General features: G+C 68.7%; 17 protein-coding genes. 8 read left to right on the top strand and 9 right to left on the bottom strand.

Annotated elements, in window-relative coordinates:
• Window positions 1-3 precede the first annotated feature (3 nt).
• The 4 genes from QFZ83_RS27970 to QFZ83_RS27955 all read right to left on the bottom strand — a co-directional run bounded on the left by QFZ83_RS27970 (window position 4) and on the right by QFZ83_RS27955 (window position 4,242).
• Complete coding sequence (locus QFZ83_RS27970; RefSeq protein ID WP_306881224.1) at window positions 4-1,230, bottom strand: cyclopropane-fatty-acyl-phospholipid synthase family protein; 1,227 nt, start codon at window positions 1,228-1,230, stop codon at window positions 4-6.
• Window positions 1,227-2,003, bottom strand: a complete 777-nt coding sequence (locus tag QFZ83_RS27965; RefSeq protein WP_307512827.1) for a DUF1365 domain-containing protein — start codon at window positions 2,001-2,003, stop codon at window positions 1,227-1,229. Before QFZ83_RS27965 ends, QFZ83_RS27970 begins: the two co-directional genes overlap by 4 nt.
• Window positions 2,004-2,026: 23 nt before the next feature.
• Window positions 2,027-3,334 (bottom strand): NAD(P)/FAD-dependent oxidoreductase, encoded by a 1,308-nt coding sequence (locus tag QFZ83_RS27960; RefSeq protein WP_307511643.1) that lies wholly within the window; start codon window positions 3,332-3,334, stop codon window positions 2,027-2,029.
• A 293-nt stretch (window positions 3,335-3,627) separates the two neighbouring features.
• On the bottom strand, window positions 3,628-4,242 hold the full coding sequence (locus tag QFZ83_RS27955) for a glutathione peroxidase (RefSeq protein WP_013544225.1): 615 nt from the start codon (window positions 4,240-4,242) through the stop codon (window positions 3,628-3,630).
• A 130-nt stretch (window positions 4,243-4,372) separates the two neighbouring features.
• Here QFZ83_RS27955 and QFZ83_RS27950 point away from each other — a divergent pair, with 130 nt between their 5' ends.
• The 3 genes from QFZ83_RS27950 to QFZ83_RS27940 all read left to right on the top strand — a co-directional run bounded on the left by QFZ83_RS27950 (window position 4,373) and on the right by QFZ83_RS27940 (window position 6,751).
• The gene (locus tag QFZ83_RS27950) at window positions 4,373-5,230 is read left to right on the top strand and encodes a ferritin (RefSeq protein WP_041943094.1); all 858 of its coding nucleotides are present in this window, start codon (window positions 4,373-4,375) and stop codon (window positions 5,228-5,230) included.
• An 83-nt stretch (window positions 5,231-5,313) separates the two neighbouring features.
• A complete protein-coding gene (locus tag QFZ83_RS27945) occupies window positions 5,314-6,195 on the top strand; it encodes an RNA polymerase sigma-70 factor (RefSeq protein ID WP_307511641.1) in 882 nt (293 codons plus the stop codon).
• Between the two features lie 94 nt (window positions 6,196-6,289).
• Window positions 6,290-6,751, top strand: a complete 462-nt coding sequence (locus QFZ83_RS27940; protein WP_306881221.1) for a carboxymuconolactone decarboxylase family protein — start codon at window positions 6,290-6,292, stop codon at window positions 6,749-6,751.
• A 6-nt stretch (window positions 6,752-6,757) separates the two neighbouring features.
• Here the strand turns inward: QFZ83_RS27940 and QFZ83_RS27935 are convergent, their stop codons facing one another.
• A complete protein-coding gene (locus QFZ83_RS27935; RefSeq protein WP_306881220.1) occupies window positions 6,758-7,915 on the bottom strand; it encodes a septal ring lytic transglycosylase RlpA family protein in 1,158 nt (385 codons plus the stop codon).
• Window positions 7,908-10,712, bottom strand: coding sequence for a bifunctional [glutamate--ammonia ligase]-adenylyl-L-tyrosine phosphorylase/[glutamate--ammonia-ligase] adenylyltransferase (gene glnE, locus QFZ83_RS27930; RefSeq protein ID WP_307511640.1), 2,805 nt, complete (start codon window positions 10,710-10,712; stop codon window positions 7,908-7,910). Before glnE ends, QFZ83_RS27935 begins: the two co-directional genes overlap by 8 nt.
• Before the next feature lie 25 nt (window positions 10,713-10,737).
• Here glnE and QFZ83_RS27925 point away from each other — a divergent pair, with 25 nt between their 5' ends.
• Genes QFZ83_RS27925 through QFZ83_RS27910 form a run of 4 tightly spaced genes read left to right on the top strand, consistent with a single transcriptional unit; the run spans window position 10,738 to window position 18,443 of the window.
• On the top strand, window positions 10,738-14,904 hold the full coding sequence (locus tag QFZ83_RS27925; RefSeq protein ID WP_307511638.1) for a YhdP family protein: 4,167 nt from the start codon (window positions 10,738-10,740) through the stop codon (window positions 14,902-14,904).
• Complete coding sequence (locus tag QFZ83_RS27920) at window positions 14,901-15,716, top strand: carbon-nitrogen hydrolase family protein (protein ID WP_307511637.1); 816 nt, start codon at window positions 14,901-14,903, stop codon at window positions 15,714-15,716. The genes QFZ83_RS27925 and QFZ83_RS27920 overlap by 4 nt, the downstream gene beginning before the upstream one ends.
• A gap of 5 nt (window positions 15,717-15,721) precedes the next feature.
• Window positions 15,722-17,779, top strand: coding sequence for a nitrogen regulation protein NR(II) (locus QFZ83_RS27915; RefSeq protein ID WP_307511634.1), 2,058 nt, complete (start codon window positions 15,722-15,724; stop codon window positions 17,777-17,779).
• Between the two features lie 37 nt (window positions 17,780-17,816).
• Window positions 17,817-18,443, top strand: coding sequence for a response regulator transcription factor (locus tag QFZ83_RS27910; RefSeq protein WP_306881215.1), 627 nt, complete (start codon window positions 17,817-17,819; stop codon window positions 18,441-18,443).
• Between the two features lie 4 nt (window positions 18,444-18,447).
• Here QFZ83_RS27910 and QFZ83_RS27905 read toward each other — a convergent pair whose 3' ends face one another.
• The 3 genes from QFZ83_RS27905 to QFZ83_RS27895 form a co-directional block, all read right to left on the bottom strand.
• Window positions 18,448-19,014: an OmpA family protein gene (locus QFZ83_RS27905; RefSeq protein WP_307511632.1), complete on the bottom strand. Its 567-nt coding sequence runs from the start codon at window positions 19,012-19,014 to the stop codon at window positions 18,448-18,450.
• An 81-nt stretch (window positions 19,015-19,095) separates the two neighbouring features.
• Window positions 19,096-19,755, bottom strand: a complete 660-nt coding sequence (locus QFZ83_RS27900) for an OmpA family protein (protein WP_042577385.1) — start codon at window positions 19,753-19,755, stop codon at window positions 19,096-19,098.
• Window positions 19,756-19,953: 198 nt separating this feature from the next.
• Window positions 19,954-20,115, bottom strand: a complete 162-nt coding sequence (locus QFZ83_RS27895) for a hypothetical protein (protein WP_167330566.1) — start codon at window positions 20,113-20,115, stop codon at window positions 19,954-19,956.
• On the opposite strand from QFZ83_RS27895, the gene QFZ83_RS27890 reads away from it, so the two are divergent.
• Window positions 20,114-21,262: a murein transglycosylase A gene (locus tag QFZ83_RS27890; RefSeq protein ID WP_307511631.1), complete on the top strand. Its 1,149-nt coding sequence runs from the start codon at window positions 20,114-20,116 to the stop codon at window positions 21,260-21,262. The two genes, QFZ83_RS27895 and QFZ83_RS27890, sit on opposite strands and share 2 nt — an antisense overlap.
• Window positions 21,263-21,296: the final 34 nt, after the last annotated feature.

The following is a 21,296-nucleotide window of genomic DNA, read 5'->3' as shown; positions in this document are numbered from 1 at the left end:
GGGCTAGCGCTTTTGCAGCGTGTACTGGACGACGTCGATGTTGGCCTGCGAGAACGCCGCCTCGCAGTAGGCGAGATAGAACTCCCAGATGCGCATGAAGCGCTCGTCGAAGCCCAGCTGCAGGATCTGCCCGCGCTGCGCGAGGAAGTGCTCGCGCCAGCGGCGCAGCGTCTCGGCGTAGTCGGCGCCGAAGGCGAACTCGTCCACCACAGCCAGCCCCGCGGCCTCGGCCTCGCGCCGGAACTCGCGCGGGCAGGGCAGGCAGCCGCCGGGGAAGATGTACTGCTGGATGAAGTCGGTCGAGTCGATGTAGCGGTCGAAGAGCTGGTCGTCGATCACGATGCTCTGCACGCAGGCGCGGCCGCCGGGCTTCAAGAGCCGGCTCACGCTTTGGAAGTAGGTCGGCCAGTACTCGCGGCCCACGGCTTCGACCATCTCGATGGAACAGATGGCGTCGAAGGGGGCGTCGTCGATGTCGCGGTAGTCCTGCAGGCGCAGGTCGGCGGAGAGGCCCGCGGTGCGTTGGCGGGCAAAGGCGAGCTGTTCGGTAGAGAGCGTCACGCCAGTGACGGAGGCGCCGAAATCGAAGGCCGCCATCTCGGCCAGCGCGCCCCAGCCGCAGCCGATCTCCAGCACGCGGTCGCCGGGCTTCACGCCGGCCAGCTCGAGCGCACGCCGCACCTTGGCGCGCTGGGCTTCGGGCATCGGCTTGTCGAAGTTGCCTTCGAACCAGGCCGACGAATAGTTCATCGTCTCGTCGAGCCAGAGCTTGTAGAAGGCATTGCCCAGGTCGTAGTGCGCGTGGATGTTGCGCGAGCTGCCGGCCTTGCTGTTGCGGTGCATCAGGTGCCGCACGCGGTACACGAGGCGGCCGAACCAGCTGCCGTAGACCACGTCCTCGATCGCGCGGCGGTTGGCGATGAACACCTTGATCAGCTCGACCAGATTCGGCGTGGTCCAGTCGCCCGCGATGTAGCTCTCGGCAAAGCCGATGTCGCCCGATTTGAGCGCGGCCTTGCAGACCTCCCAGTTGCGCAGCGTGAGCGAGGCCGTGAGATCGCTGCTGCCGGGCGCGGCGCCGAAGTGCCGCACCGAATCGTCGGGCAGCCGCACCGTGAGCGAGCCGTGCGCCAGGCGCTGCAGCAGGCCGAGCACGGTGCGCGCGGCGCCGGGCGCATCCTGGGGCAGCGAAAAGCGCGAAACCTGGGGGGCGGTGGTGGTGGGAGTCATGGGTTCGCCTGCTGCTGGTGCGGGTGGTCGCTGGACACGAAATGGCGGGGCGGCGCCGGCTTGGCGACGAAAGGAACGCGCTTGAGCCAGAGCCTGGCGGCCTGCCAGTGGATGCGCGCAATGAGGCCGAAGGTCATCGCGGGATAGCGCCAGAGCGCACGGCGCACGGTGGCGGCGGTCAGCGGGGCGAGTTCGCCGCTGACGCTGGTTTGCAGCAAGGGACCGTCGATGTCGTCGTGGTCGATGCGCACCACCGTGTGGGCGAATTCGGCATCGACGAAGAAGCGGAAGCGGTAGCCGCCGCTGACCTCGCAGAACGGCGACACATGGAATGCCTTGGTGGCCTTGAGCTCCTGGCCGTAGACCGGGCGGTCGAGCAGGTAGCAGTGGCGCTCGCCGAAGGTGTTGTTCACCTCGACCACGATGGCGCGCAGCGCGCCTTCGGCCGTGTGGCAGTACCAGAAGCTCACCGGCTTGAAGGTGTAGCCGAACACGCGCGGGTAGCAGTGCAGCCAGGCTTCGCCGGTCGCGTCGTGGATCTGGTGGGCGGCCAGCAGGTCGTCGAGCCAGGCCAGCGCGCCGCCTTGCGCGGGCATGCGACCGTCGCCGTGGTCGATGTCGTGGAAGGACAGCGCCGCCCGCCTGTTGAGCGCGAGCGCGTCGCTGCCGTGCGCGCGGAGAGTGCGCATCGGCAGCATCAGGAAATAGGTCGGATAGACGAAGGCGTTGCGCGCAGGACGCAGACGCGCATGGCGCACCTCGCCGAAGCCCATCAACGGAAGCGGGCGCTCCTGGGTCACGCTGCGGACCTCGCCCGCAGGCCGGCGGCCGCGGCCAGGCCGGCCTTGAGGCCGTCTTCGTGGAAGCCGTAGCCCATCCACGCGCCGGCGAACCAGGTGTTGCGCTGGCCTTGCAGGGCGGACACCTCGGCTTGCGCGCGGATCGCGGCAAGGTCGAGCACCGGGTGGTCGTAGTCGTATTCGGCCATGACCTGACTACGCTGGATTTCGCGGACCGGATTCAACGAAACGATCACCGGTTGCTCCCACGGCAGCGGCTGCAGCTTGTTCAGCAGGTAGTGCAGGCAGACCCGGCCCGATTCGCGCTCGCTGGCCGCCGCGCGCTCGTAGTTCCAGGCGGCCCAGGCGGATCGGCGCTGCGGCAGCACCGAGGCGTCGGTGTGGAGCACGGCGTGGTTGGGCTGGTAGCGGATCGCGCCGAGCACGGCGGCTTCGGCGGGGCTCGCGTCGCCGAGCATGGCGAGCGACTGGTCGGAATGGGTGGCGAGGATCGCGTGGTCGAAGCGCTCGGTGCCGGCGTCGGTGGCGACGAGCACGCCGCCGTCGTCGGTGCGGGTGATGCGGCGCACGGGGGTGCGCAGGCGCTTGTCTTCCAGGCCCGAGACGATCTTCTCGACGTAGTGGCGCGAGCCGCCGCGCACCGTGCGCCACTGCGGCCGGTTGGCGGTCTGGATCAGGCCGTGGTTGTGGCAGAACCGGATCATGGTCGCGACCGGGAACGCCAGCATCTGCGCGGTCGAGCAACTCCAGATGCAGCCCATCATCGGCAGGAAGTACCAGTCGCGGAAGGCGGCGCCGAAGCGGTGGGCGTCCAGGAAATCGCCGAGCGGCTGGGCCAGTTCGCCCTCCGTGCCGGCTTGGGCGATGCGCGTGGTCAGCCGGTTGAAGCGCAAAAGGTCGGCCAGCATGCCGAGGAAGCGCGGGTCGGCGAGGTTGCGCCGCTGGGCGAAGACGGTGGCGAGGTTGTTGCCGCTCCACTCGAGGCGGCCGCCGTTGTCGCGGGTGGCCTGGACCGAGAACGACATCTCCGAAAGCGCGGTCTCGACGCCGAGTTCGGCGAACAGGCGGATCAGGTTCGGGTAGGTGCGGTCGTTGTAGACCAGGAAGCCCGTGTCGACGCCGTGAGGGACGTGGGTCGGGTCGGCCGAAGAGCGTGGCAGCTCGATCGTTGCCGTGTGGGCGTGGCCACCGAAGTAGTCACTGGCTTCGAACAGGGTGATGCGGGCCGAATCGCGAAGGGCGTGTGCTGCGGCCAATCCCGAGATGCCGGCGCCGATGACGGCGACTCGAAGGGGCTGCGTCATCGCGGGCCCTTGTTCCGGCGGGAATATAAAAATGCTGCGAGGCGCCCCGACGCGAAGGAGGGAGGGAGGGAGGAGGAGAAGAATCGCCTCGGGATTTCGACCAGACGGCAAGCGCCTGGAAGACCTCGCAACATGAAAACTGGTGGGCGTTGACCACCCACGCAAATTATGAGCGCGGCTCCCGGGGCCGGGTTCCCGGTGCAGTGGTAAACGTTTGTGACGTTCAGTTCACGATTGGTTGGACGCATCGGTAAATAATATTACCGATTCGTTTTTTTGTGAACTGGTCAGTCTTAATTTGTCCCGAGCTGCTTCTCGATGACGTTCACGAAGCCGTTTTCATCCGGCGCCGTCATGCTCGACCAAGCCTGGACGACCTTGCCGTCGCGACCGATCAGGTACTTGTAGAAATTCCATTTCGGCGTGGTGCCCGAGGCTTGGGCGAGCTGCTTGAACAGCGGATTGGCGTCCGTTCCGCGCACCGACGACTTGGCGAACATCGGAAACTTCACGCCGAAGGTGCTTTCGCAGAAGTCGGCGATTTCCTTGTTGGAGCCCGATTCCTGGGAGAAATCGTTTGACGGGAAGCCCAGAACCACCAGCCCGCGGTTGCGGTATTTCAGGTCCAGTGCTTCCAGGCCCTTGTATTGCGGGGTAAAGCCGCAGAAGCTCGCCGTATTGACCACCAGGACCACCTTTCCGGAGTACTGGCACAAAGTCTGGGGCTTTTCGTCCTGCAGTCGCGGGAAGGTGTGTTGAAGGATGGCGGGGCAACCTGCAGCCTCTGCCGGAGCAGGCGCGGCGGGCGGTGTCTGGGCACTCGCCGGAAGCGCCGTAAACAGCGCCGCCACGAGGGAAACCGCCGGTGTGCAGCGCCAGAGCGTCGACAATAAGAAAAGGGTTCGCATGGCGGGCTCCTGGTTCAAAAGTGGGGGGTGTGCATCCGTGCCGCTACGGCGCACGTATTCGCATCATCGCGCGTCTGTCATGGGCGCGCCAAACGGGCCGACTAAAATCGGCGGCCATAGAAAGACTTTGATGCTCTATCCGGAACTCTTCAGACAACTCGAATCCGTCCGCTGGGACATGGACAAGGACATTCCCTGGCAGTCGTTCGACGCTTCCTTGCTGACGGAAGAGCAGGCCCAGACCATCAAGATGAACGCCATCACCGAGTGGGCGGCGCTGCCGGCCACCGAGATGTTCCTGCGCGACAACCGCCACGATAGCGATTTTTCCGCCTTCATGTCGATCTGGTTCTTCGAGGAGCAGAAGCACTCCCTGGTGCTGATGGAGTACCTCAAGCGCTTCAGCCCCAAGCACGCGCCCACCGAAGCCGAGCTGCACGAAGTGCGCTTCGATTTCGACCCGGCCCCCCCGCTCGAAACCCTCATGCTGCATTTCTGCGGCGAGATCCGCCTGAACCACTGGTACCGCCGTGCCGCCCAGTGGCACACCGAGCCGGTCATCAAGCACATCTACACCACGCTGAGCCAGGACGAAGCCCGCCATGGCGGCGCGTACCTGCGCTACATGAAGCGCGCGCTCGAGAAGTTCGGCGACGAGGCCCGTGCCGCGTTCACCAAGGTCGGCGTCCTGATGGCCAGTGCCCGCCGCACCGCCCAGGCCCTGCATCCGACCAACCTGCACGTGAACAAGGCGCTGTTCCCGAACGACACCATCCAGAGCCGCATGCCCGACCCGGACTGGCTCGAGCACTGGCTCGACAAGCAGATCAAGTTCGATGCCGTCTGGGAAACCAAGGTCGGCGAGCGCATCCTGCACAACCTGAGCCTCCTGATGAACCGCAGCTTCAAGACCGTGCAGGAACTGAACCGGTACCGCAAGGAAGTCGCCGCCACCCTGGGGCCCAAGCCCGAGTACCAAGGCGCATAACCAGAAACTTCGCCCCGCAATCCGGGGCGATTTTTTTGGGCGCCCGGTGTCACAACCCGCGGGCGCCGAACGTCTAATCGGGCATGGACGACCCGACCCTTACCTTCGACAGCCACCGTCGCCGCCTGCAGGGCATTGCCTACCGCATGCTCGGTTCCGTGGCCGAGGCCGAGGAGGTGGTGCAGGACGCCTGGCTGCGCTGGCATGAAGCCGACAAGGCCAGTTTCGACAGCGCCGAAGCCTGGCTCGTGACGGTCGTCACGCGGCTGTCGATCGACCGGCTGCGCGCCGCCAAGGTCCAGCGCGAGCACTACATCGGCGCCTGGATGCCCGAACCCACGCTGACCGAATCACCCGACACGCCCGAAGAATCGCTCGAGCGCGCCGACAACATCTCCGTCGCCTTCCTCGCCGTGCTCGAGCGGCTGGCCCCCGAGGCGCGCGCCGCCTTCCTGATGCGCGAGGTGTTCGAGGCCGACTACGACGAAGTGGCGCTCACGCTCGGCAAGAGCGAAGCCGCCTGCCGCCAGCTGGTGCACCGCGCCAAGGCCCAGGTGCAGGACGCCCGCCCGCGCTACCAGGTCTCGCGCGAAACCCACCAACGCCTGCTGCGCGCCTTCGCCGATGCTGCCGCGCGCGGCAGCATGCAGGACCTGAAGGCGCTGATGACCGAACAGGTCGAGCTCATCGGCGACGGCGGCGGCAAGGTGCAGTCGTTCAGCAAGGTGCTCACCGGCAACCAGCGCCTCGCGCAGCTCTACTACTCGCTCTGGCGCCGCATGGGCCCGGTGGTGCGCATGGAAATGGTGGAGATCAACGGCGAGCCCGGCCTCCTGCGCTTCGTTGACGGTGAGCTCGAATCGGCGCAGACCTTCGAGATCGAGGGCGACCGCATCGCGCGCATCCGCGTGCAGCGCAATCCCGACAAGCTCGCCCGCATCGCGGAGCGCTTCGCCTCGAAATAAATAGTTCGCGCGGCGTGTCACAGGGCCGAAAGCTGGCCCGTCTTCAGTGGGTAGGAAGCAGATTTTTCTTCAACCCATCCACTGGAGCCTTCGCATGAACACGACCCCTCGCCTGAACTGGTTCAAGACCATCCCCAAGACCTTCGAAGCGATCCTGGCCGTCAGCGCCAGCATCGATGCGAGCACCGTCGGCAAGACGACGCTCGACTTCGTCTTCGCCCGCGTCTCGCAGATCAACGGCTGCGCCTACTGCCTCGACATGCACGTGCGCGATCTGCGCAAGCAGGGCGAAGGATGGCAGCGCATCAACAGCCTGGCCACCTGGCGCGAAGTGAGCTTCTTCAACGAGCGCGAACGCGCGGCGCTGGCCTGGGCCGAATCGCTCACACGGCTGGCCGACCACCACGACGAGCGCGAAGCCGAGTTCGAAGCGCTGAAGGCGCAGTTCAGTGATGTCGAGATCGCCGAGCTCACCGTGGCGGTTGCGCAGATCAACACCTGGAACCGCATCAACGTCGGCATGCGCGTGCCGGTGCCTCTGAAGGCGCTGGACTGAGCTTCTTCAGCGGCGCTCGACCACCATCGGCGCGATCCGCAGGCTTTCGCGCAACTGCGTGACGGCTTCGCCGGCCGCGTTGCGCGAGGCAAACGGCCCGGCCTGCAGACGGTGCGTGCCGGCCTCGCTGAACACGCGCAGTTGCGGCGCGAGCGAAGGCAATCCACGTGCGGCCTGGCTCAGCAGGGTTTCCGCACCGTCGCGTTCGCGGAAGGCACCGAGCTGCACCCAGAAACCCGTCGCCGAGGCTGCAGACGGCGCGGCTGCTGAAGCTGCCGACGGCGTCCTTGCAGGTACGTCGAGCGGTGCCATCGGCGCAAGGTCGGTGACCACGATCGGCTGCCGCGGCGGTGATGGCACATCTGCTTCGACGGCCTGCGGCGCTGCTTGCGCCACGGGCTGCTGTTGTTCCACAGGTGCCATCGCCGTCACCGGTGTTTGCGGTGTGACAGGCATCGTGGAAGCCGCCGGCGCATTCATCATCGCCACCGGCGCCACCCAGGCCGAGGGCACAGGCACCGACGCAGCCGCGGCGCGCGGTGCCGGCGAAGCTGCCGCATACGCAGTCCCCGAATCCCGCCGCCATGCGCCCGTGCGGATGTCCTCGTTCGTGATCCGCTCGATCTCCACCGGCGCCACGCCGCGCAAGAGATCGAGCTTGAGCGCGGCCGTGTAGCTCAGGTCGATGACGCGTCCGTCGACGAAGGGCCCGCGGTCATTCACCCGAACGATCACCTCGCGCCCGTTGGCCGGGTTTCGCACCCGCACATAGCTGGGCAACGGCAGCGTCTTGTGCGCGGCCGTCATCGCGTACATGTCGTAGGGCTCGCCGCTGGAGGTCGATGCGGCGTGGAATTTGCGGCCGTACCAGGAAGCCAGCCCCGACTCCCGGAACGGCCGGTCGTCGGTGATCGGCTGGTAGCCCCGGCCCAGCACCGTGTAGGGCTTGCTGGTGCCGCCGCTGTTGCGGATGGGTTCGATGCGGGGCTCGGCGTCGGGCACGCGGTCCAGGTCCGAGGGGATGTTCGTGCCCGGGCCGTCACGGCCGCTGGCTACGCCGCCACCGCTGCGCGGACCGCTCGCGCAACCGGCGAGGAAGACGGCGCCGGCAACCGCGCACGCAGCCAGCGCGGTGGTCGTGCGGTAGCGGGCTCCGTCAGCCAAATACCGCCTTCCAGAGCGCCAGCATGGCGTCGCGTTCCGCGGCCAATGCGGGCGGGGTGACCTGTGTCGGCTCTTCGTTCAGGCGCGCGCGATGCTGCACGCGGCGCAGCTCGCGATACGCCCGTGCCGCGCTGCGCCCGATGCCTTCGGGCAGCAGCCCCGCCAGTTCGGCGCGCAGCAGCAGCGCGATGTTGCCCACGTTCGGAATCAGCTCGGGGTGTTCGCCCGACGACGACAGCACCAGGAACTGCACCGCGAACTCGGCATCGACCATGCCGCCCGGGCTGTGCTTCACGTCGAAGCGGCCGGCCTTCACCGGCCGTGCGCCGCGCAGCTTGTCGCGCATCGCGATGATCTCGGCCTTGAGCGCTTCGCGGTCGCGCGGCGACACCAGCACGGCCTCGCGCACCTGGTCGAAACGCACGCCCAGTTCGGCACCGTGGTCCGCGCTGCCGAGCACGAAGCGCGCGCGCGTCATGGCCTGGTGCTCCCAGGTCCATGCGGTGTTGCTGCCGCGTCGGAGCTGGTACTTCTCGTAGGCCTCGAAACTGGTGGTGAGCAGACCCGAGTTGCCGTTGGGCCGCAGCGCCGTGTCGATCTCGAACAGGTCGCCCTCGCGCGTCTTCACCGTGAGCCAGTTGATCAGCTTGCGCACATAGGCCGCATAGACCTCGCCGGCGCGCTCGTCGTCATCGTCGTAGACGAACACGATGTCCAGGTCGCTGCCGTAGCCCAGCTCCTTGCCGCCCAGCTTGCCGTAGCCAATGATGGCGAACTGCGCCACCTCGCGATGGCGGTTGCGCACATGGGGCCAGCACCAGCGGGCGGTCACGCGCAGCGTGGTGTCGGCCAGCGCGCTCAGGTCGTCGGCCACCTGCTCGACGGTGATGCGGCCATCGACGTCGCGCGCCAGGGCGCGGAACACCTCGGCGTGATGGGCATGGCGCAGCAGGTTCAAGAGGCGCTCTTCGTCGGCCTCGCCGGTGCGGGTGAGCGACGCGTGGCGTGCCTCGAGCTCGCGCTCGAATTCGTCGGCCACGAAACGGCCGGACAGCATCTCGTCGCTCGCGAGCTCGTCGATCACGCCGGGGTGCTGCATCAGGTAGCGCGCGGGCCATTTCGCGGCGCCCAAGAGGCGCAGCAGGCGTTCTTGCACGGCGGGGCGTTCGACCAGCAGCGCTAGGTAGCTCTCGCGGCGCATCAGCGGTTCGATCCAGTCGGCCCAGCGCATCGCGGCATCGACGTGGCGCGGCGTCTGGCCGGGGCCATCGCCATCGGGTTCCTTCAGCCACTGGCCGGTGCGCTGCACCAGCTGGCGCAGCCGGCCGCGGGTTTCTTCGCGCAGCGCGAGCACGCGCGGCGTTTCGCACCAGTCGCGGATGCGCTCGGCGAAAACGGGGGGCAGGTCATCGAGCAGGTCGGCCAGATCGGTAGGGGCCGAGGCCTTCTTGCCGTTGCACTTGCCGCTGCATGGCTTCTCGCCGCCGAGCAGCTTGTCGAACTCCTGCGCTACGAACTCGCGGTGGGTGTCGAGCTGCGCGAGGAAAGGGCAGCAGTCGGCGTAACCCATCGACTGCGCGATCCAGCGCAGGTCGTCGTCGGCCACCGGCAGCACGTGGGTCTGCTGGTCGTCCAGGTACTGGATGCGGTGCTCCACGCGGCGCAGGAACTCGTAGGCGAGGGCCAGCGCATCGGCGGTTTCCTGCGGCATGAGGTTGGCGCGTGCGAGGCGTTGCAGCGCGTCGAGCGTGGGCCGCGTGCGCAGCTCGGGGAACTGCCCGCCGCGCACCACCTGCAGGAGCTGCACGGTGAATTCGATCTCGCGGATGCCGCCGCGCGAGAGCTTGACGTCGTTCGCACGCTCGGGCCGGCCGGCGCTGCGCCGTGCCGACTGCTCGCGGATCTGCCGGTGCAGCGTGCGCAGCGAATCGAACACGCTGTAGTCGAGATAGCGCCGGAACACGAAGGGCAGCACCGCACCGCGCAGACCCTGTGCATTGCCACTCAGCACGACATCGCGCGGCGCCACCACGCGGCTCTTCAGCCACGCGAAGCGCTCCCACTCGCGGCCCTGCACCTGGAAATATTCTTCGAGCGCATCGAGCGAAACCACGCTCGGCCCCGAGTTGCCGTTGGGCCGGAGCGCCAGGTCGACGCGGAACACGAAGCCGTGCTCGGTGGTGTCGCCCACCAGCGCATAAATGCGCTTCACGGCGCGCGAGAAGTACTCCTGGTTCGCGAGGCGCCCGCGCCCGTCGGCGTCGCCTTTCGTCTCGCCGTCGAGGTCGTAGAGATAGATGAGATCGATGTCGCTCGACACGTTGAGCTCGCGCGCGCCGAGCTTGCCCATGCCGATCACCCAGAGCTGCGCGCGCTGGCCCTCGGGGCCGAGCGGCGCGCCATGCACCGCGTCGAGTTCGCGGCAGGCATCGGCGCAGGCGATATCGAGCGCGAATTCGGCGAGTTCGGTGACCGCGGTGGTCACCACGGCAAGAGGCGCTTGCTGGTCGCAATCGAGCGTAACGAGCCGCTCCATCACGAGCTGCCTGACAATGCGCAAGGCATCGCCCACCGCATCACCGCGCTGGCGCAATGCCTCGAAGGCCACGGTCATCGATTCGCGCCGCGGCTCGCCCGGGGGAAGCAACGCAAGCTCGGCCGCATACCTGCGACGCAGGCGCTGGACAAAACGGGAGTAGGAAGAGAACGCGACCTGTGCGGTCTGCGTCGAAGTGGCTGGCAACTGGTTCACACTGCTATCGGTTTCCGTGGAACCCCTCTGAATGCTGGCGGTCATAATTCCCGACACAGCGCGATCCTCAATGAACGACACGGCGTCTACCCCTTCACGTCTGCTCAAAATCACCGCTGTGACGGCGCGCTGGCTGTTGGGTTTGCTGATCGCTGCATGGCTTCTGCTGGCGCTGTCAGTCGTTGTCCTACACGCGTGGATTGTGCCGCGAATCGGTGATTTCCGCGGCGCTCTGGAGGCACAGGCTAGCAAGGCCATCGGCGTGCCGGTTCGCATCGGGTCTATCACCGCCCGTCCCGAGGGGCTTTTCCCGGCCTTCGAACTGCGCGACGTGGTGCTGCAGGATGCCGACCAGCGCGAGGCACTTCGCCTCGTGCGCGTGGTGGCCAGCGTGTCGCCTCGATCGATCTGGCGCTTCAGTTTCGAGCAGCTCTACATCGAGGGGCCGCAGCTCGACGTGCGCCGCGATGCTCAGGGAAAACTCCATGTGGCTGGATTGCACATGGACACCGATACGACCGGAGAGACCCGCGCCGCCGACTGGTTTTTCGCGCAGCGCGAGCTGGTCATCGAAGGCGGCACCGTGCGCTGGACCGACGAGCAGCGCCAGGCCGAGCCGCTTCTCTTGACCGACGTGCGCTTCGTGGCGCGCAATGGAGGCCGCCGCCACGGCCTCAGGCTCGACGCCACGCCGCCCGCCGGCTGGGGCCAGCGCTTCACGCTGCGCGGGCAGTTCCGCCAGCCGCTCTTGTCGGTGCGCACCGGCCGCTGGCAGACCTGGGACGGCCAGATCTACGCCGACCTGCCCTACATCGACGTCACCCGCCTCGGCCAATACGTTTCGCTCGATGCGCGCATCCGCGAAGGCAACGGCGCGGTGCGCCTCTGGGCCGACGTGAAAGACGGCCAGCTCGTGGGCGGCGCGGCCGACCTGGGGCTCGACCGCGTCGATGCCTCGCTGGGCAAGGGCCTGCAGCCGCTGGTGCTGCGCTCGGTCACCGGTCGCCTCGCGGGGCACCTGAAAGACGACACCCTCGAGTTCTCGACCACCGCGCTGCAGTTCGACACCTCCGACGGCATGCGCTGGCCCGGCGGCAACCTCTGGCTGCAGCACACGCCGGCCAAGGGCCGAACGCCCGAGAAGGGCGCGTTGCGCGCCGACCGGCTCGACCTGGCCGCGCTCGCGCTCATCGCCGACCGGCTGCCGCTGGGCGATGCCACGCACCGCGTGCTCGACAGCTACGCGCCGCGCGGGCTGGTCGAGCACATCGACCTGAGCTGGCAGGGTTCGCTGGGCGCGCCCGACAAGTACCAGGCGCGCGGCCGCGTGAGCGGCCTGCGCGTGGCCTCGCAGCCGGCTCCACCTGCGACGCCTGCCACGGCAGCGGCCACGGCCACGCCTCCTCGCGCCCATCCCGGCACGCCCGGCCTGAGCGGCACCACCGTCGACTTCGACGCCACGCAGGCCGGCGGCACGGCCACGCTGGCCATCGCGCAAGGCACGCTCGAATTCCCGGGCGTGTTCGAAGAGCCCGTGATCCCGATCGATCGGCTCTCCACGCAGCTCCAGTGGAAGCTGGACAACGGCAACGCGCAGCTGCAGGTCTCCAAGCTGCGCTTCGCCAACACCGACGCCGAGGGCGATGCCGAGGCCAGCTGGCGCACCAGCGATCCGGCGGTCTCGAGCGGCAAGGGTCGCTTCCCCGGTGTGCTCGACCTGCAGGGCAAGCTCACCCGGGCCGACGGCACGCGCGTGTTCCGCTACCTGCCGCTCGAAATTCCCCAGCACACCCGCGACTACGTGCGCGACGCCGTCACCAAGGGCACGGCGAGCACCGTCGATTTCCGCGTGCGCGGCGATCTGCACGACATGCCGTTCAAGGACCCGAAGCTGGGCGACTTCCGCATCGCGGCCAAGGTGGCGGATGTCGACTACGCCTATGTGCCGCCCTCGCTCGCCGCCACATCGCCCCGCAGCGCAGCGCCCGCCCCGGTGTGGCCGGCGCTGACCGCCCTCTCGGGCGAACTGGTGTTCGAGCGCGACAGCATGCTGGTGCGCAATGCGCGCGGCCGCCTGGTCGGCGCCACCGGTGTCGAGGTGACCAAGGGCGAGGCGCAGATTCCCGAGCTGTCGCACCACGCGCAGGTGCTGCGCGTCGATGTGCAGGCCAAGGGCCCGCTCGGCGAGGTGCTGCGTGTGGGCGCGCCGCTGGCCGGCGAGACGGGCGAGATCATGCGCACCGCGCGCGCCACCGGCTCGGCCGACTACAAGCTGCACCTGGAGCTGCCGCTCGCGGCGATGGACAACGCCAAGGTGCAGGCCAGCGTCGCACTGGCCGACAACGAACTGCAGGTCGTGCCCGAGGCGCCCTCGCTCACGCACAGCAAAGGCACGCTGAACTTCACCGAGACCGGCTTCTCTCTGGCCGGCGTGCAGGCGAAGCTGCTCGGCGGCGACATCCGCCTCGAAGGCAAGGGCCGCTTCACCGGCCCCAACCGCGAGGTCGCGCTGAAGGCGCAGGGCACCGCCACCGCCGAGGGCCTGCGCGGCGCGCGCGAGGTCGACTGGCTCGCGCGCCTCGCCGAGAAGGCCACCGGCAGCACGCCGTACGCGGCCACGTTCTCGGTGCGCGACGGTGCCTCCGAGCTCTCGCTCACGAGCAGCCTGCAGGGCCTCGCGCTGCAACTGCCGGCGCCGCTCATGAAGACGGCCGAGGAGCAGATGCCGCTGCGCATCGAGAAGAAGGTGCTGGCACGCGAGACCCGCGACAGCCGCCAGGGCGGCGCCACCGTCGCCACGCAGGACCAGCTCTCGCTGGAACTGGGCCGCGTCGGCGCGGTGCAGTTCGTGCGCGACATCTCGGGTGCCGAGGCGCGCGTGCTGCGCGGCAGCATCGGCGTCGGCCTTTCGGCGGGCGAGACCGCGAGCCTGCCCGACAAGGGCGTGTTCGCGAACGTCAATGTGGACAAGCTCGACATCGCCGCATGGGACGCCCTCCTGGGCGCCGCCGCGAGCAGCAGCACCCCGAGCGAAGCCCCCGGCGCCGGCGAGGACGCCGCGCAGGCCTACATGCCCACGCGCATCGCGGTGCGCGCGCAGCAGCTGGGCGTTGCCGGGCGCACGCTGCACAACGTGGTGCTGGGCGGCACGCGCGAAGGGGCGCTCTGGCGCGCCAACATCGACGCCACCGAACTGAGCGGCTACGCGGAGTACCGGCACACGCAGGCCGGCCGGCTCTATGCGCGGCTCGCGCGCCTGAAGATCGCGCCGTCCGAGGCGACCCAGGTCGAGGCCCTGCTCGACGAGCAGCCCGGCACGCTGCCCGCGCTGGACATCGTGATCGACGACTTCGAACTGCTCGGCAAGCGCCTGGGCCGCGCCGAGATCGACGCGGTCAACCGGGGCGGCGCGGGCCGCGAGTGGTTGCTGAACAAGCTGACCTTCACCATGCCCGAGGCGAGCTTCGCGGCCAAGGGCACCTGGGCCGCCATTCCCGGCGCCGCCGCCGGCCAGCGCCGCACGGCCATGACCTTCCGCCTCGACATCGCCGATGCAGGCGACCTGCTCGCGCGCTTCGGCATGCCCGGCGTGCTGCGGCGCGGCAAGGGGCGGCTGGAAGGCGACGTCAACTGGCGCGGCTCGCCGTTCTCGCTCGACTATCCGAGCCTGGGCGGCAACCTGCAGGTCGATGTGGAATCGGGCCAGTTCCTCAAGGCCGACCCGGGGCTGGCCAAGCTGCTCGGCGTGCTGAGCCTGCAGGCGCTGCCGCGCCGCCTCACGCTGGACTTCCGCGACGTGTTCAGCGAGGGCTTCGCCTTCGACTTCATCCGCGGCGACGCCAAGATCAACAAGGGCATCGCGAGCACCAACAACCTGCAGATGAAGGGCGTCAACGCCGCCGCGCTCATGGACGGCTCGGCCGACATCGTGCGCGAGACGCAGAACCTGCGCGTGGTGGTGGTGCCCGAGATCAACGCCGGCACTGCCGCGCTGGTGGCCACGGCCATCAACCCGGCCATCGGCCTCGGCACCTTCCTCGCGCAATGGGTGCTGAGCAAGCCGCTCGCCGCCGCCGCCACGCAGGAGTTCCACATCGAAGGCACCTGGGCCGACCCCAAAATAGCCAAGGTACCGCGCTCGCTGCAAATGCCGAGCCTCCCGGGATTGCCGGGATCACCGGGCCGGACCGGTTCCGCAGCCGCGGAAGAAGGCAAGAAAACGGAGACCACGCAATGAAAGTCGCAGCCATCCAGATGGTGTCGGCCATCGCCCGCGAAGCCAACCTCGCGCGCGCCCACGACCTGCTTGCCGAGGCCGCCGCGGCGGGTGCCGAGCTCGCGGTGCTGCCCGAGTATTTCTGCATGATGGGCGCGCGCGACACCGACAAGCTGGGCCTGCGGGAGACAGCCGGCGCGGGCACGGTGCAGGGGTTCCTGGCCGATGCCGCACGCGAGTTCGGCCTGTGGATCGTGGGCGGCACGCTGCCCATCGAGAGCACCGATGCCGAGCACGTCTTCAACAGCTCGCTGGCCTTTGCGCCCGACGGCCAGTGCGTGGCGCGCTACGACAAGATCCATCTCTTCTTCTTCGACAACGGCACCGAGCGCTACGACGAGCGCCGCGTCATCGCGCCGGGCGCCCAACCGGTCGTGTTCGACCTGCCTTCGCGCGACGGCCACAACTGGCGCATCGGCATGAGCGTCTGCTACGACCTGCGCTTTCCCGAGCTGTACCGCGCGCTCGCCAAGCAGGGCGCCGACCTGCTGCTGGTGCCCAGCGCCTTCACCCGCACCACCGGCGCGGCCCACTGGGAAGTGCTGCTGCGCGCCCGCGCCATCGAGAACCTCGCGTGGGTGGTGGCACCCGCGCAAGGCGGCACGCACGAGAACGGCCGCCAGACCTGGGGCCAGTCGCTTGTCATCGATCCCTGGGGCACGGTGGTGGCGCAGCAGGCGAGCGATGAAGGCGTGGTGCTGTTCGACATCGACGCGAAGCAGATCGAGCGCACGCGCGCGCAGCTGCCCGTGCTGTCGCACTGCGTGCTTTAGCCGCGATGTCCTCCGATGCGCTGCTGACCGTCGCACCGCCGCGGTGGGCGCGATCCGCCTATGTGCGGATGCGCTCGCTGTGGCAGCGCTGGTTCTTGTGGCTGCTGCTTGCGGTGCTGGTGTCGGTGCTGCTGGTCACGGTGGTGTGGCTCGCGGGGCGGCACGAGGTCGAGCAGGTGCAGGCCCAGCTCGACCGCGACACCGCCGACGCCGTCGCCGATCTGCGCAGCGGCTTCCAGCGCAATGCGCAGAGCCTGCGCGCCACGCAGACGCCGGGCACGGACCGCGCGAAATGGAACGATGCCGCGGCCGCCCTGCTGCGCGAGCACCGCGAGTGGCTGCGCCTCGAATGGCGCGACGCCGCGCTGCGGCCGGTCGAGGCCATCAACACGCCCTACCGCATGCGCCTTCTGGACGAAGCGAGCCGCGGCCCCGAGCAGTCCGACGTGATGCTGGCCTGCGCGGCCGCCCGCAAGCTCGGCGCGGGCGCGTACTCGCCGAGCCACTACGTGCCGATTGCCGGCGGCGGCGGTGTCGAGGTGATGGAGTTCTGCGTGCCGATCGACGGCGGCGGCTTTCTCGTCGCGAGCTATTCGCTGCGCGACGCGCTCATCGAGCTGGTCGGCCCCACGCTCACGCGCGGGCAGGAAGTGGCGTTCACCGAGACCGACGGCACGCGGCTGGTGGCGCTGGGCAGTTCGCGCCGCGTCGGCACGCGCGTCTTCACCTCGCAGCAGCTGATCGACCTGCCCGGCGCCGCGCTGATGCTGCGCGTGGACGGCTGGCGCGCCGCGCCCGACCTGTTCCCGAACATGCTCACGGCGCTGGTCACCGCGATCTCGATCGCGCTGGTGTCGGTGCTGGTGCTGCTCGCGCGCGACACGCGGATGCGCCTGCGCGCCGAGCGCGACCTGGCCGATGCGCTCGCATTCCGCAAGGCGATGGAAGACTCCGTCATCACCGGCCTGCGCGCACGCGACCTGCAGGGGCGCATCACCTACGTGAATCCGGCCTTCTGCGAGATGGTCGGCTTCACCCCCGAGGAGCTCATGGCCGACAGCGCCGATGCACCCGAAGCGCCCTATTGGCCCACCGAACTGGCGCACGAATACCAGCAGCGCCAGGCGCGGCGGCTGGCCGGCGGCATGCCGCCGCGCGAGGGGTTCGAATCGGTCTTCATGCGCAAGGACGGCACGCGCTTTCCGGTGCTGATCTTCGAGGCGCCGCTGATCAACGCGCACCGCGTGCAGACCGGCTGGATGAGCGCGTTCATCGACGTGAGCGAGCAGCGCCGCATCGAGGAGCTTTCGCGTGCAAGCCAGGAGCGCCTGCAGGCCAGCGCGCGGCTCGCCACGGTCGGCGAGATGGCATCGCTGCTGAGCCATGAACTCACGCAGCCGCTGGCCGCGATCGCGAGTTATGCCAGCGGCTCGCTCAACCTGCTCGGGCCGAACGCCAAGGGCGACCAGGGCGAAGTCGCGATGGCGGTCAAGCGCATCGCCGAGCAGGCCGACCGCGCGGGCCAGGTGATCCGCAGCGTGCATGACTTCGTGCGCCGGCGCGACCGCACGCGCGAGGCCGTCGCGCCGCAGGCACTCATCGATGCGGTGCTGCCGCTGGTGCGGCTGCAGGCGCGCAAGCTCGGCGTGATCATCGAGGTGGTGCTCGAAGACCGGCTGCCCGCGGCCATGTGCGACCGCACGCTGGTCGAGCAGGTGCTGCTCAACCTCGCGCGCAATGCGATGCAGGCGATGGACAGCCCCGACAACGTCGGCAGCCGCGTGCTGCGGCTGCGCGTGGCGCGCGCCGTGGCGGTGGGCGGAAGCACCGCCCCCGACGACGCCCGCCGCTGGCTCGAGTTCTCGGTGGCCGACCTGGGTTGCGGCATCAGTGACGACGTGGCCGAGCGGCTCTTCACGCCCTTCTTCACCACCCGCGCCGACGGCATGGGCCTCGGGCTGAGCCTGTGCCGCACGGTGGTGGAGCAACACGGCGGCGCGCTCATGCACGAGCCCAACCGGCCGCGCGGCACGATTTTCCGATTCACCTTGCCGAGCACATGACGCGCTCCCGGCCTTCGCTCTTCCTGGAATTGTTGATATGCAACCGCTGATCGATGGACTCATCTATATCGTCGACGACGACGCCAGCGTGCGCGAGGCGCTCGCCTGGCTGCTGCGCTCGCGGCGCCTGGCGAGCGAGCATTTCGGCAGCGCCGAGGCCTTCGAGCAGTTGCTGGCCGAGGGCCCGCTGCCCGATCAGCCGCGCTGCCTGCTGCTCGATGTGCGCATGCCCGGCACCAGCGGGCTCGTGCTGTTCGACCGCTTGGCCGAACGCGGCCTGTTGGACGCGATGCCGGTGATCTTTCTCACCGGCCATGCGGACGTGCCGACGGCCGTCGATGCCGTCAAGCGCGGAGCCTTCGATTTCTGCGAGAAGCCGTTCTCGGACAACGCGCTGGTCGACCGCATCGAGCAGGCGCTCGGTGCGTCGCTGCGGGCGCTCGAGGTGCAGCGCGCGCGCCGCAGCCTCGCCGGGCGCATCGCCGAACTGACGGACCGCGAGCGCGACGTGATGCGGCTCGTGGTCGAGGGACTGCCGAACAAGCTGATCGCCGATCAGTTGGCCATCAGCGTGCGCACGGTGGAGGTCCACCGGGCGCGCGTGTTCGAGAAGATGGAGGTGAAGTCGGCCGTCGAATTGGCGAACCGACTTCGGGATCTTTAAGAGATCAGGCCTTTTCCGCGACGAAGATCTCGACGCGGCGGTTCTGGGCACGGCCAGCGGCGGTGCCGTTGTCGGCCAGCGGTTCGCGCGAGCCGCGGCCGTCGGTCGTGATCGCGGTGGTCGATACGCCGCGGCCCACCAGGTGGTTGCGCACGCTGTCGGCGCGGCTCACCGAGAGGCGCTCGTTGCCTTCTTCGCTGCCCGTCGCATCGGTGTGGCCGACCACGCGCACGCTGGCGGCGGTGGCGGTCTTCAGGCCTTCGGCGACCTTGTCGAGCACCTGCGCGAGGTTGCGCTTGACGTTGGCGCGGCCGGTGTCGAACGACAGCTCATTCGGAATGACCACGTGCAGCTGGTTGTCGGCGGTCTGCTCGATCACCACGCCCGTGCCCTTGGTGGAGGCTTCCAGGTCGGACTTCAGTGCGGCCAGGCGCGCTGTCCAGCTGTTGGCGGGCGCTGCCGGCTGTGCGGCCGGCGCGGGTGCCGGCGGCGGTGCGGACTGCGAAGCGCAACCTGCAATGAACATCAACGCAGCCGCTGCTGCTGCACCCGAGACAAGAAGCTTCCTCATGAGTTTTCCCTCTTATGGACCAATAAAAACGATGGCGGGAACCGGCCGTTCGATGCGGCCGGTTTCCCGGTGGGTGGCTGCTTAGCCGCGCGGGCCGCGCTCACCCACGTAGATTTCGACGCGGCGATTCTGCGCGCGGCCGGCGTCGGAGTTGTTGTCGGCCACCGGTTCGTGCGAGCCGCGGCCCTCGATGCGGAAGGCCGCCGCGTTCACGCCGCGTGCGACCAGGTAGTCGCGCGTGCTGGTGGCACGGTCGACCGACAGCGGGTTGTTGATGGCGTCCGAACCGGTGCTGTCGGTGTGGCCGATGATGCGCACCTCGGCATTCGGGTTGTTGCGCAGGCCGCTGGCGAACTGGTCGAGCACCGGTGCGAAGTTGGGCTTGATGTTGGCGCGGCCCACGTCGAACGACACGTCGCTCGGAATGGCCAGCTTCAGCTCGTTGTTCTGGGTCTGGGTCACGGCGACGCCGGTGCCCTGCGTGGCGGCTTCCATCTGGCGCTTCTGGTTTTCCATGCGCTGCGACCACAGGTAGCCGCCGAGCGCTCCGGCTGCCGCGCCGACCACCGCGCCCGTGCCGATGGCACCGCGGTTGCCGCCGGTGGCCGAGCCGATGGCGGCGCCGCCCAGTGCGCCGATGCCGGCACCGATGCCGGTGTTGCGTTGGGTGTCTGTCATGCCGCCGGCGCAGCCGGACAGGACGATGGCGGTGGCACAGGTGGCGAGTACGAACTTTTTCATGGCGATCCCTTTCGATGTTGAATCAAGCGGGGCACAGCTTAGCGCTGGGGAGGGTACGCGATGGTACGGGTTCAAGGCCCTACGGAAAATAAGAAAACCTTCGCCATTGCGCGTGCATGCTGCGATGATTGCTACTAAAGTAATAGCGACCAGGCGCTTCTCCGACACGGGTGCGCGGCGGCGGGCTACACGAGCAATTCACGGTTTCGGCGGCGGGCGTCCATCGTCGGGCGCGCGGTCGGCTTCAGCCTCCGTGTCGTCATGCAATTCACCCTTGCTGCGGCCGGAAAACATGGTCCACCAGATGATCAAGATGAACACGAGTCCCGCGGCGAGGGCTTCAAGCAGAATCAAACCCATGAGAAATGGACTCCAGTGGCTGGTCGGGCTTGCGATCGTAGCAACGCTCGCCGCCTGCTCCGTCGGCCCCCGCGTGCCCGACGCCCCCACCCGGCCTTCCGCCACCCCGCCGCGCGAGCTCGGTCCGCTGACCGGATCGCTCGCGCACCCCAAGAGCCGCTGGGTGCCCGTCGGCTGGGCGGAGCTGCCGGGCTTCAGCGAAGACCCGCTGCACGAAGCCTGGATCGCGCTGCTCGCCAACTGCGTGCGCCCCAACGCCGCCTTCGCGCCGCTGTGCCGCGATGTGCGCCAGCTCGCCATCGCGACCCCCGAGGAGCAGCGCCAGTGGATGACCGACCGGCTGCAGCCCTACCGCGTCGAATCGCTCGCGGGCCAGAGCGAAGGCAAGCTCACCAGCTACTACGAGCCGGTGTACGAAGCCTCGCGCGTGCCGAGCGCCGCCTTCAACGTGCCGCTCTACCAGGCGCCCGATGGCCTCGTGCCCAAGCGCCCCTGGTACACGCGCCAGGAAATCGAGACCCTGCCTGAAGCCCAGGCCGCGCTGCGTGGCCGCGAGATCGCGTGGATGGCCGACCCCATCGATGCGCTGATGCTGCACATCCAGGGTTCGGGGCGCCTGCGCATCACCGAGACCAACGGCTACCAGCACACTGTGCGCGTGGCCTTCGCGGCCACCAACGAGCAGCCCTACCGCAGCGTGCAGCAGTGGCTCATGAGCCAGGGCGTGAGCAAGGTCGGCAAGTGGCCCGACGACACCAAGGCCTGGGCCGTGCAGAACCCGCAGCGCGTGCCGCAGCTCCTGTGGAGCAATCCGCGCTACGTGTTCTTCCGCGAGGAAACCATGAGCGAGGTCGATGCCGCGTTCGGCCCGCGCGGCGCGCAGGGCGTGCCGCTCACCGCGGGCCGCTCGATCGCGGTCGACCGCGAGAGCATTCCCTACGGCACGCCGGTGTGGCTCGCCTCGAGCGGGCCGGCGGCGCAACTGCAGAAGCTGGTGGTGGCGCAGGACACCGGCAGCGCGATCCTCGGCGCGGTGCGCGCCGACTACTTTGCCGGCACCGGCCCCGATGCGGGCCGGCTCGCCGCGAGCGTGAACCAGCCGCTGCGCCTCTGGGCGCTCTGGCCAAGGCAGCTCCCCGCGCCCTGACCGAAGAACGGGATCGGCCGATCCTTTCCCGATC

Source organism: Variovorax sp. W1I1, assembly GCF_030815625.1.
GTDB lineage: Bacteria > Pseudomonadota > Gammaproteobacteria > Burkholderiales > Burkholderiaceae_C > Variovorax > Variovorax paradoxus_C.
Note: the sequence above shows the minus strand (reverse complement) of the source record. Positions and strands in the feature narration are given on the sequence as shown.

What these genes read in the sequence shown, in the direction of transcription:
- QFZ83_RS27970 (WP_306881224.1), bottom strand. Translation starts at nt 1,230, where the DNA reads ATGACTCCCACCACCACCGCCCCCCAGGTTTCGCGCTTTTCGCTGCCC.
- QFZ83_RS27925 (WP_307511638.1), top strand. Translation starts at nt 10,738, where the DNA reads ATGAACGACACGGCGTCTACCCCTTCACGTCTGCTCAAAATCACCGCT.
- QFZ83_RS27910 (WP_306881215.1), top strand. Translation starts at nt 17,817, where the DNA reads ATGCAACCGCTGATCGATGGACTCATCTATATCGTCGACGACGACGCC.
- QFZ83_RS27945 (WP_307511641.1), top strand. Translation starts at nt 5,314, where the DNA reads ATGGACGACCCGACCCTTACCTTCGACAGCCACCGTCGCCGCCTGCAG.
- QFZ83_RS27895 (WP_167330566.1), bottom strand. Translation starts at nt 20,115, where the DNA reads ATGGGTTTGATTCTGCTTGAAGCCCTCGCCGCGGGACTCGTGTTCATC.
- QFZ83_RS27965 (WP_307512827.1), bottom strand. Translation starts at nt 2,003, where the DNA reads ATGGGCTTCGGCGAGGTGCGCCATGCGCGTCTGCGTCCTGCGCGCAAC.
- QFZ83_RS27960 (WP_307511643.1), bottom strand. Translation starts at nt 3,334, where the DNA reads ATGACGCAGCCCCTTCGAGTCGCCGTCATCGGCGCCGGCATCTCGGGA.
- QFZ83_RS27955 (WP_013544225.1), bottom strand. Translation starts at nt 4,242, where the DNA reads ATGCGAACCCTTTTCTTATTGTCGACGCTCTGGCGCTGCACACCGGCG.
- QFZ83_RS27940 (WP_306881221.1), top strand. Translation starts at nt 6,290, where the DNA reads ATGAACACGACCCCTCGCCTGAACTGGTTCAAGACCATCCCCAAGACC.
- QFZ83_RS27890 (WP_307511631.1), top strand. Translation starts at nt 20,114, where the DNA reads ATGAGAAATGGACTCCAGTGGCTGGTCGGGCTTGCGATCGTAGCAACG.
- QFZ83_RS27900 (WP_042577385.1), bottom strand. Translation starts at nt 19,755, where the DNA reads ATGAAAAAGTTCGTACTCGCCACCTGTGCCACCGCCATCGTCCTGTCC.
- QFZ83_RS27905 (WP_307511632.1), bottom strand. Translation starts at nt 19,014, where the DNA reads ATGAGGAAGCTTCTTGTCTCGGGTGCAGCAGCAGCGGCTGCGTTGATG.
- QFZ83_RS27920 (WP_307511637.1), top strand. Translation starts at nt 14,901, where the DNA reads ATGAAAGTCGCAGCCATCCAGATGGTGTCGGCCATCGCCCGCGAAGCC.
- glnE (WP_307511640.1), bottom strand. Translation starts at nt 10,712, where the DNA reads ATGACCGCCAGCATTCAGAGGGGTTCCACGGAAACCGATAGCAGTGTG.
- QFZ83_RS27915 (WP_307511634.1), top strand. Translation starts at nt 15,722, where the DNA reads ATGTCCTCCGATGCGCTGCTGACCGTCGCACCGCCGCGGTGGGCGCGA.
- QFZ83_RS27950 (WP_041943094.1), top strand. Translation starts at nt 4,373, where the DNA reads ATGCTCTATCCGGAACTCTTCAGACAACTCGAATCCGTCCGCTGGGAC.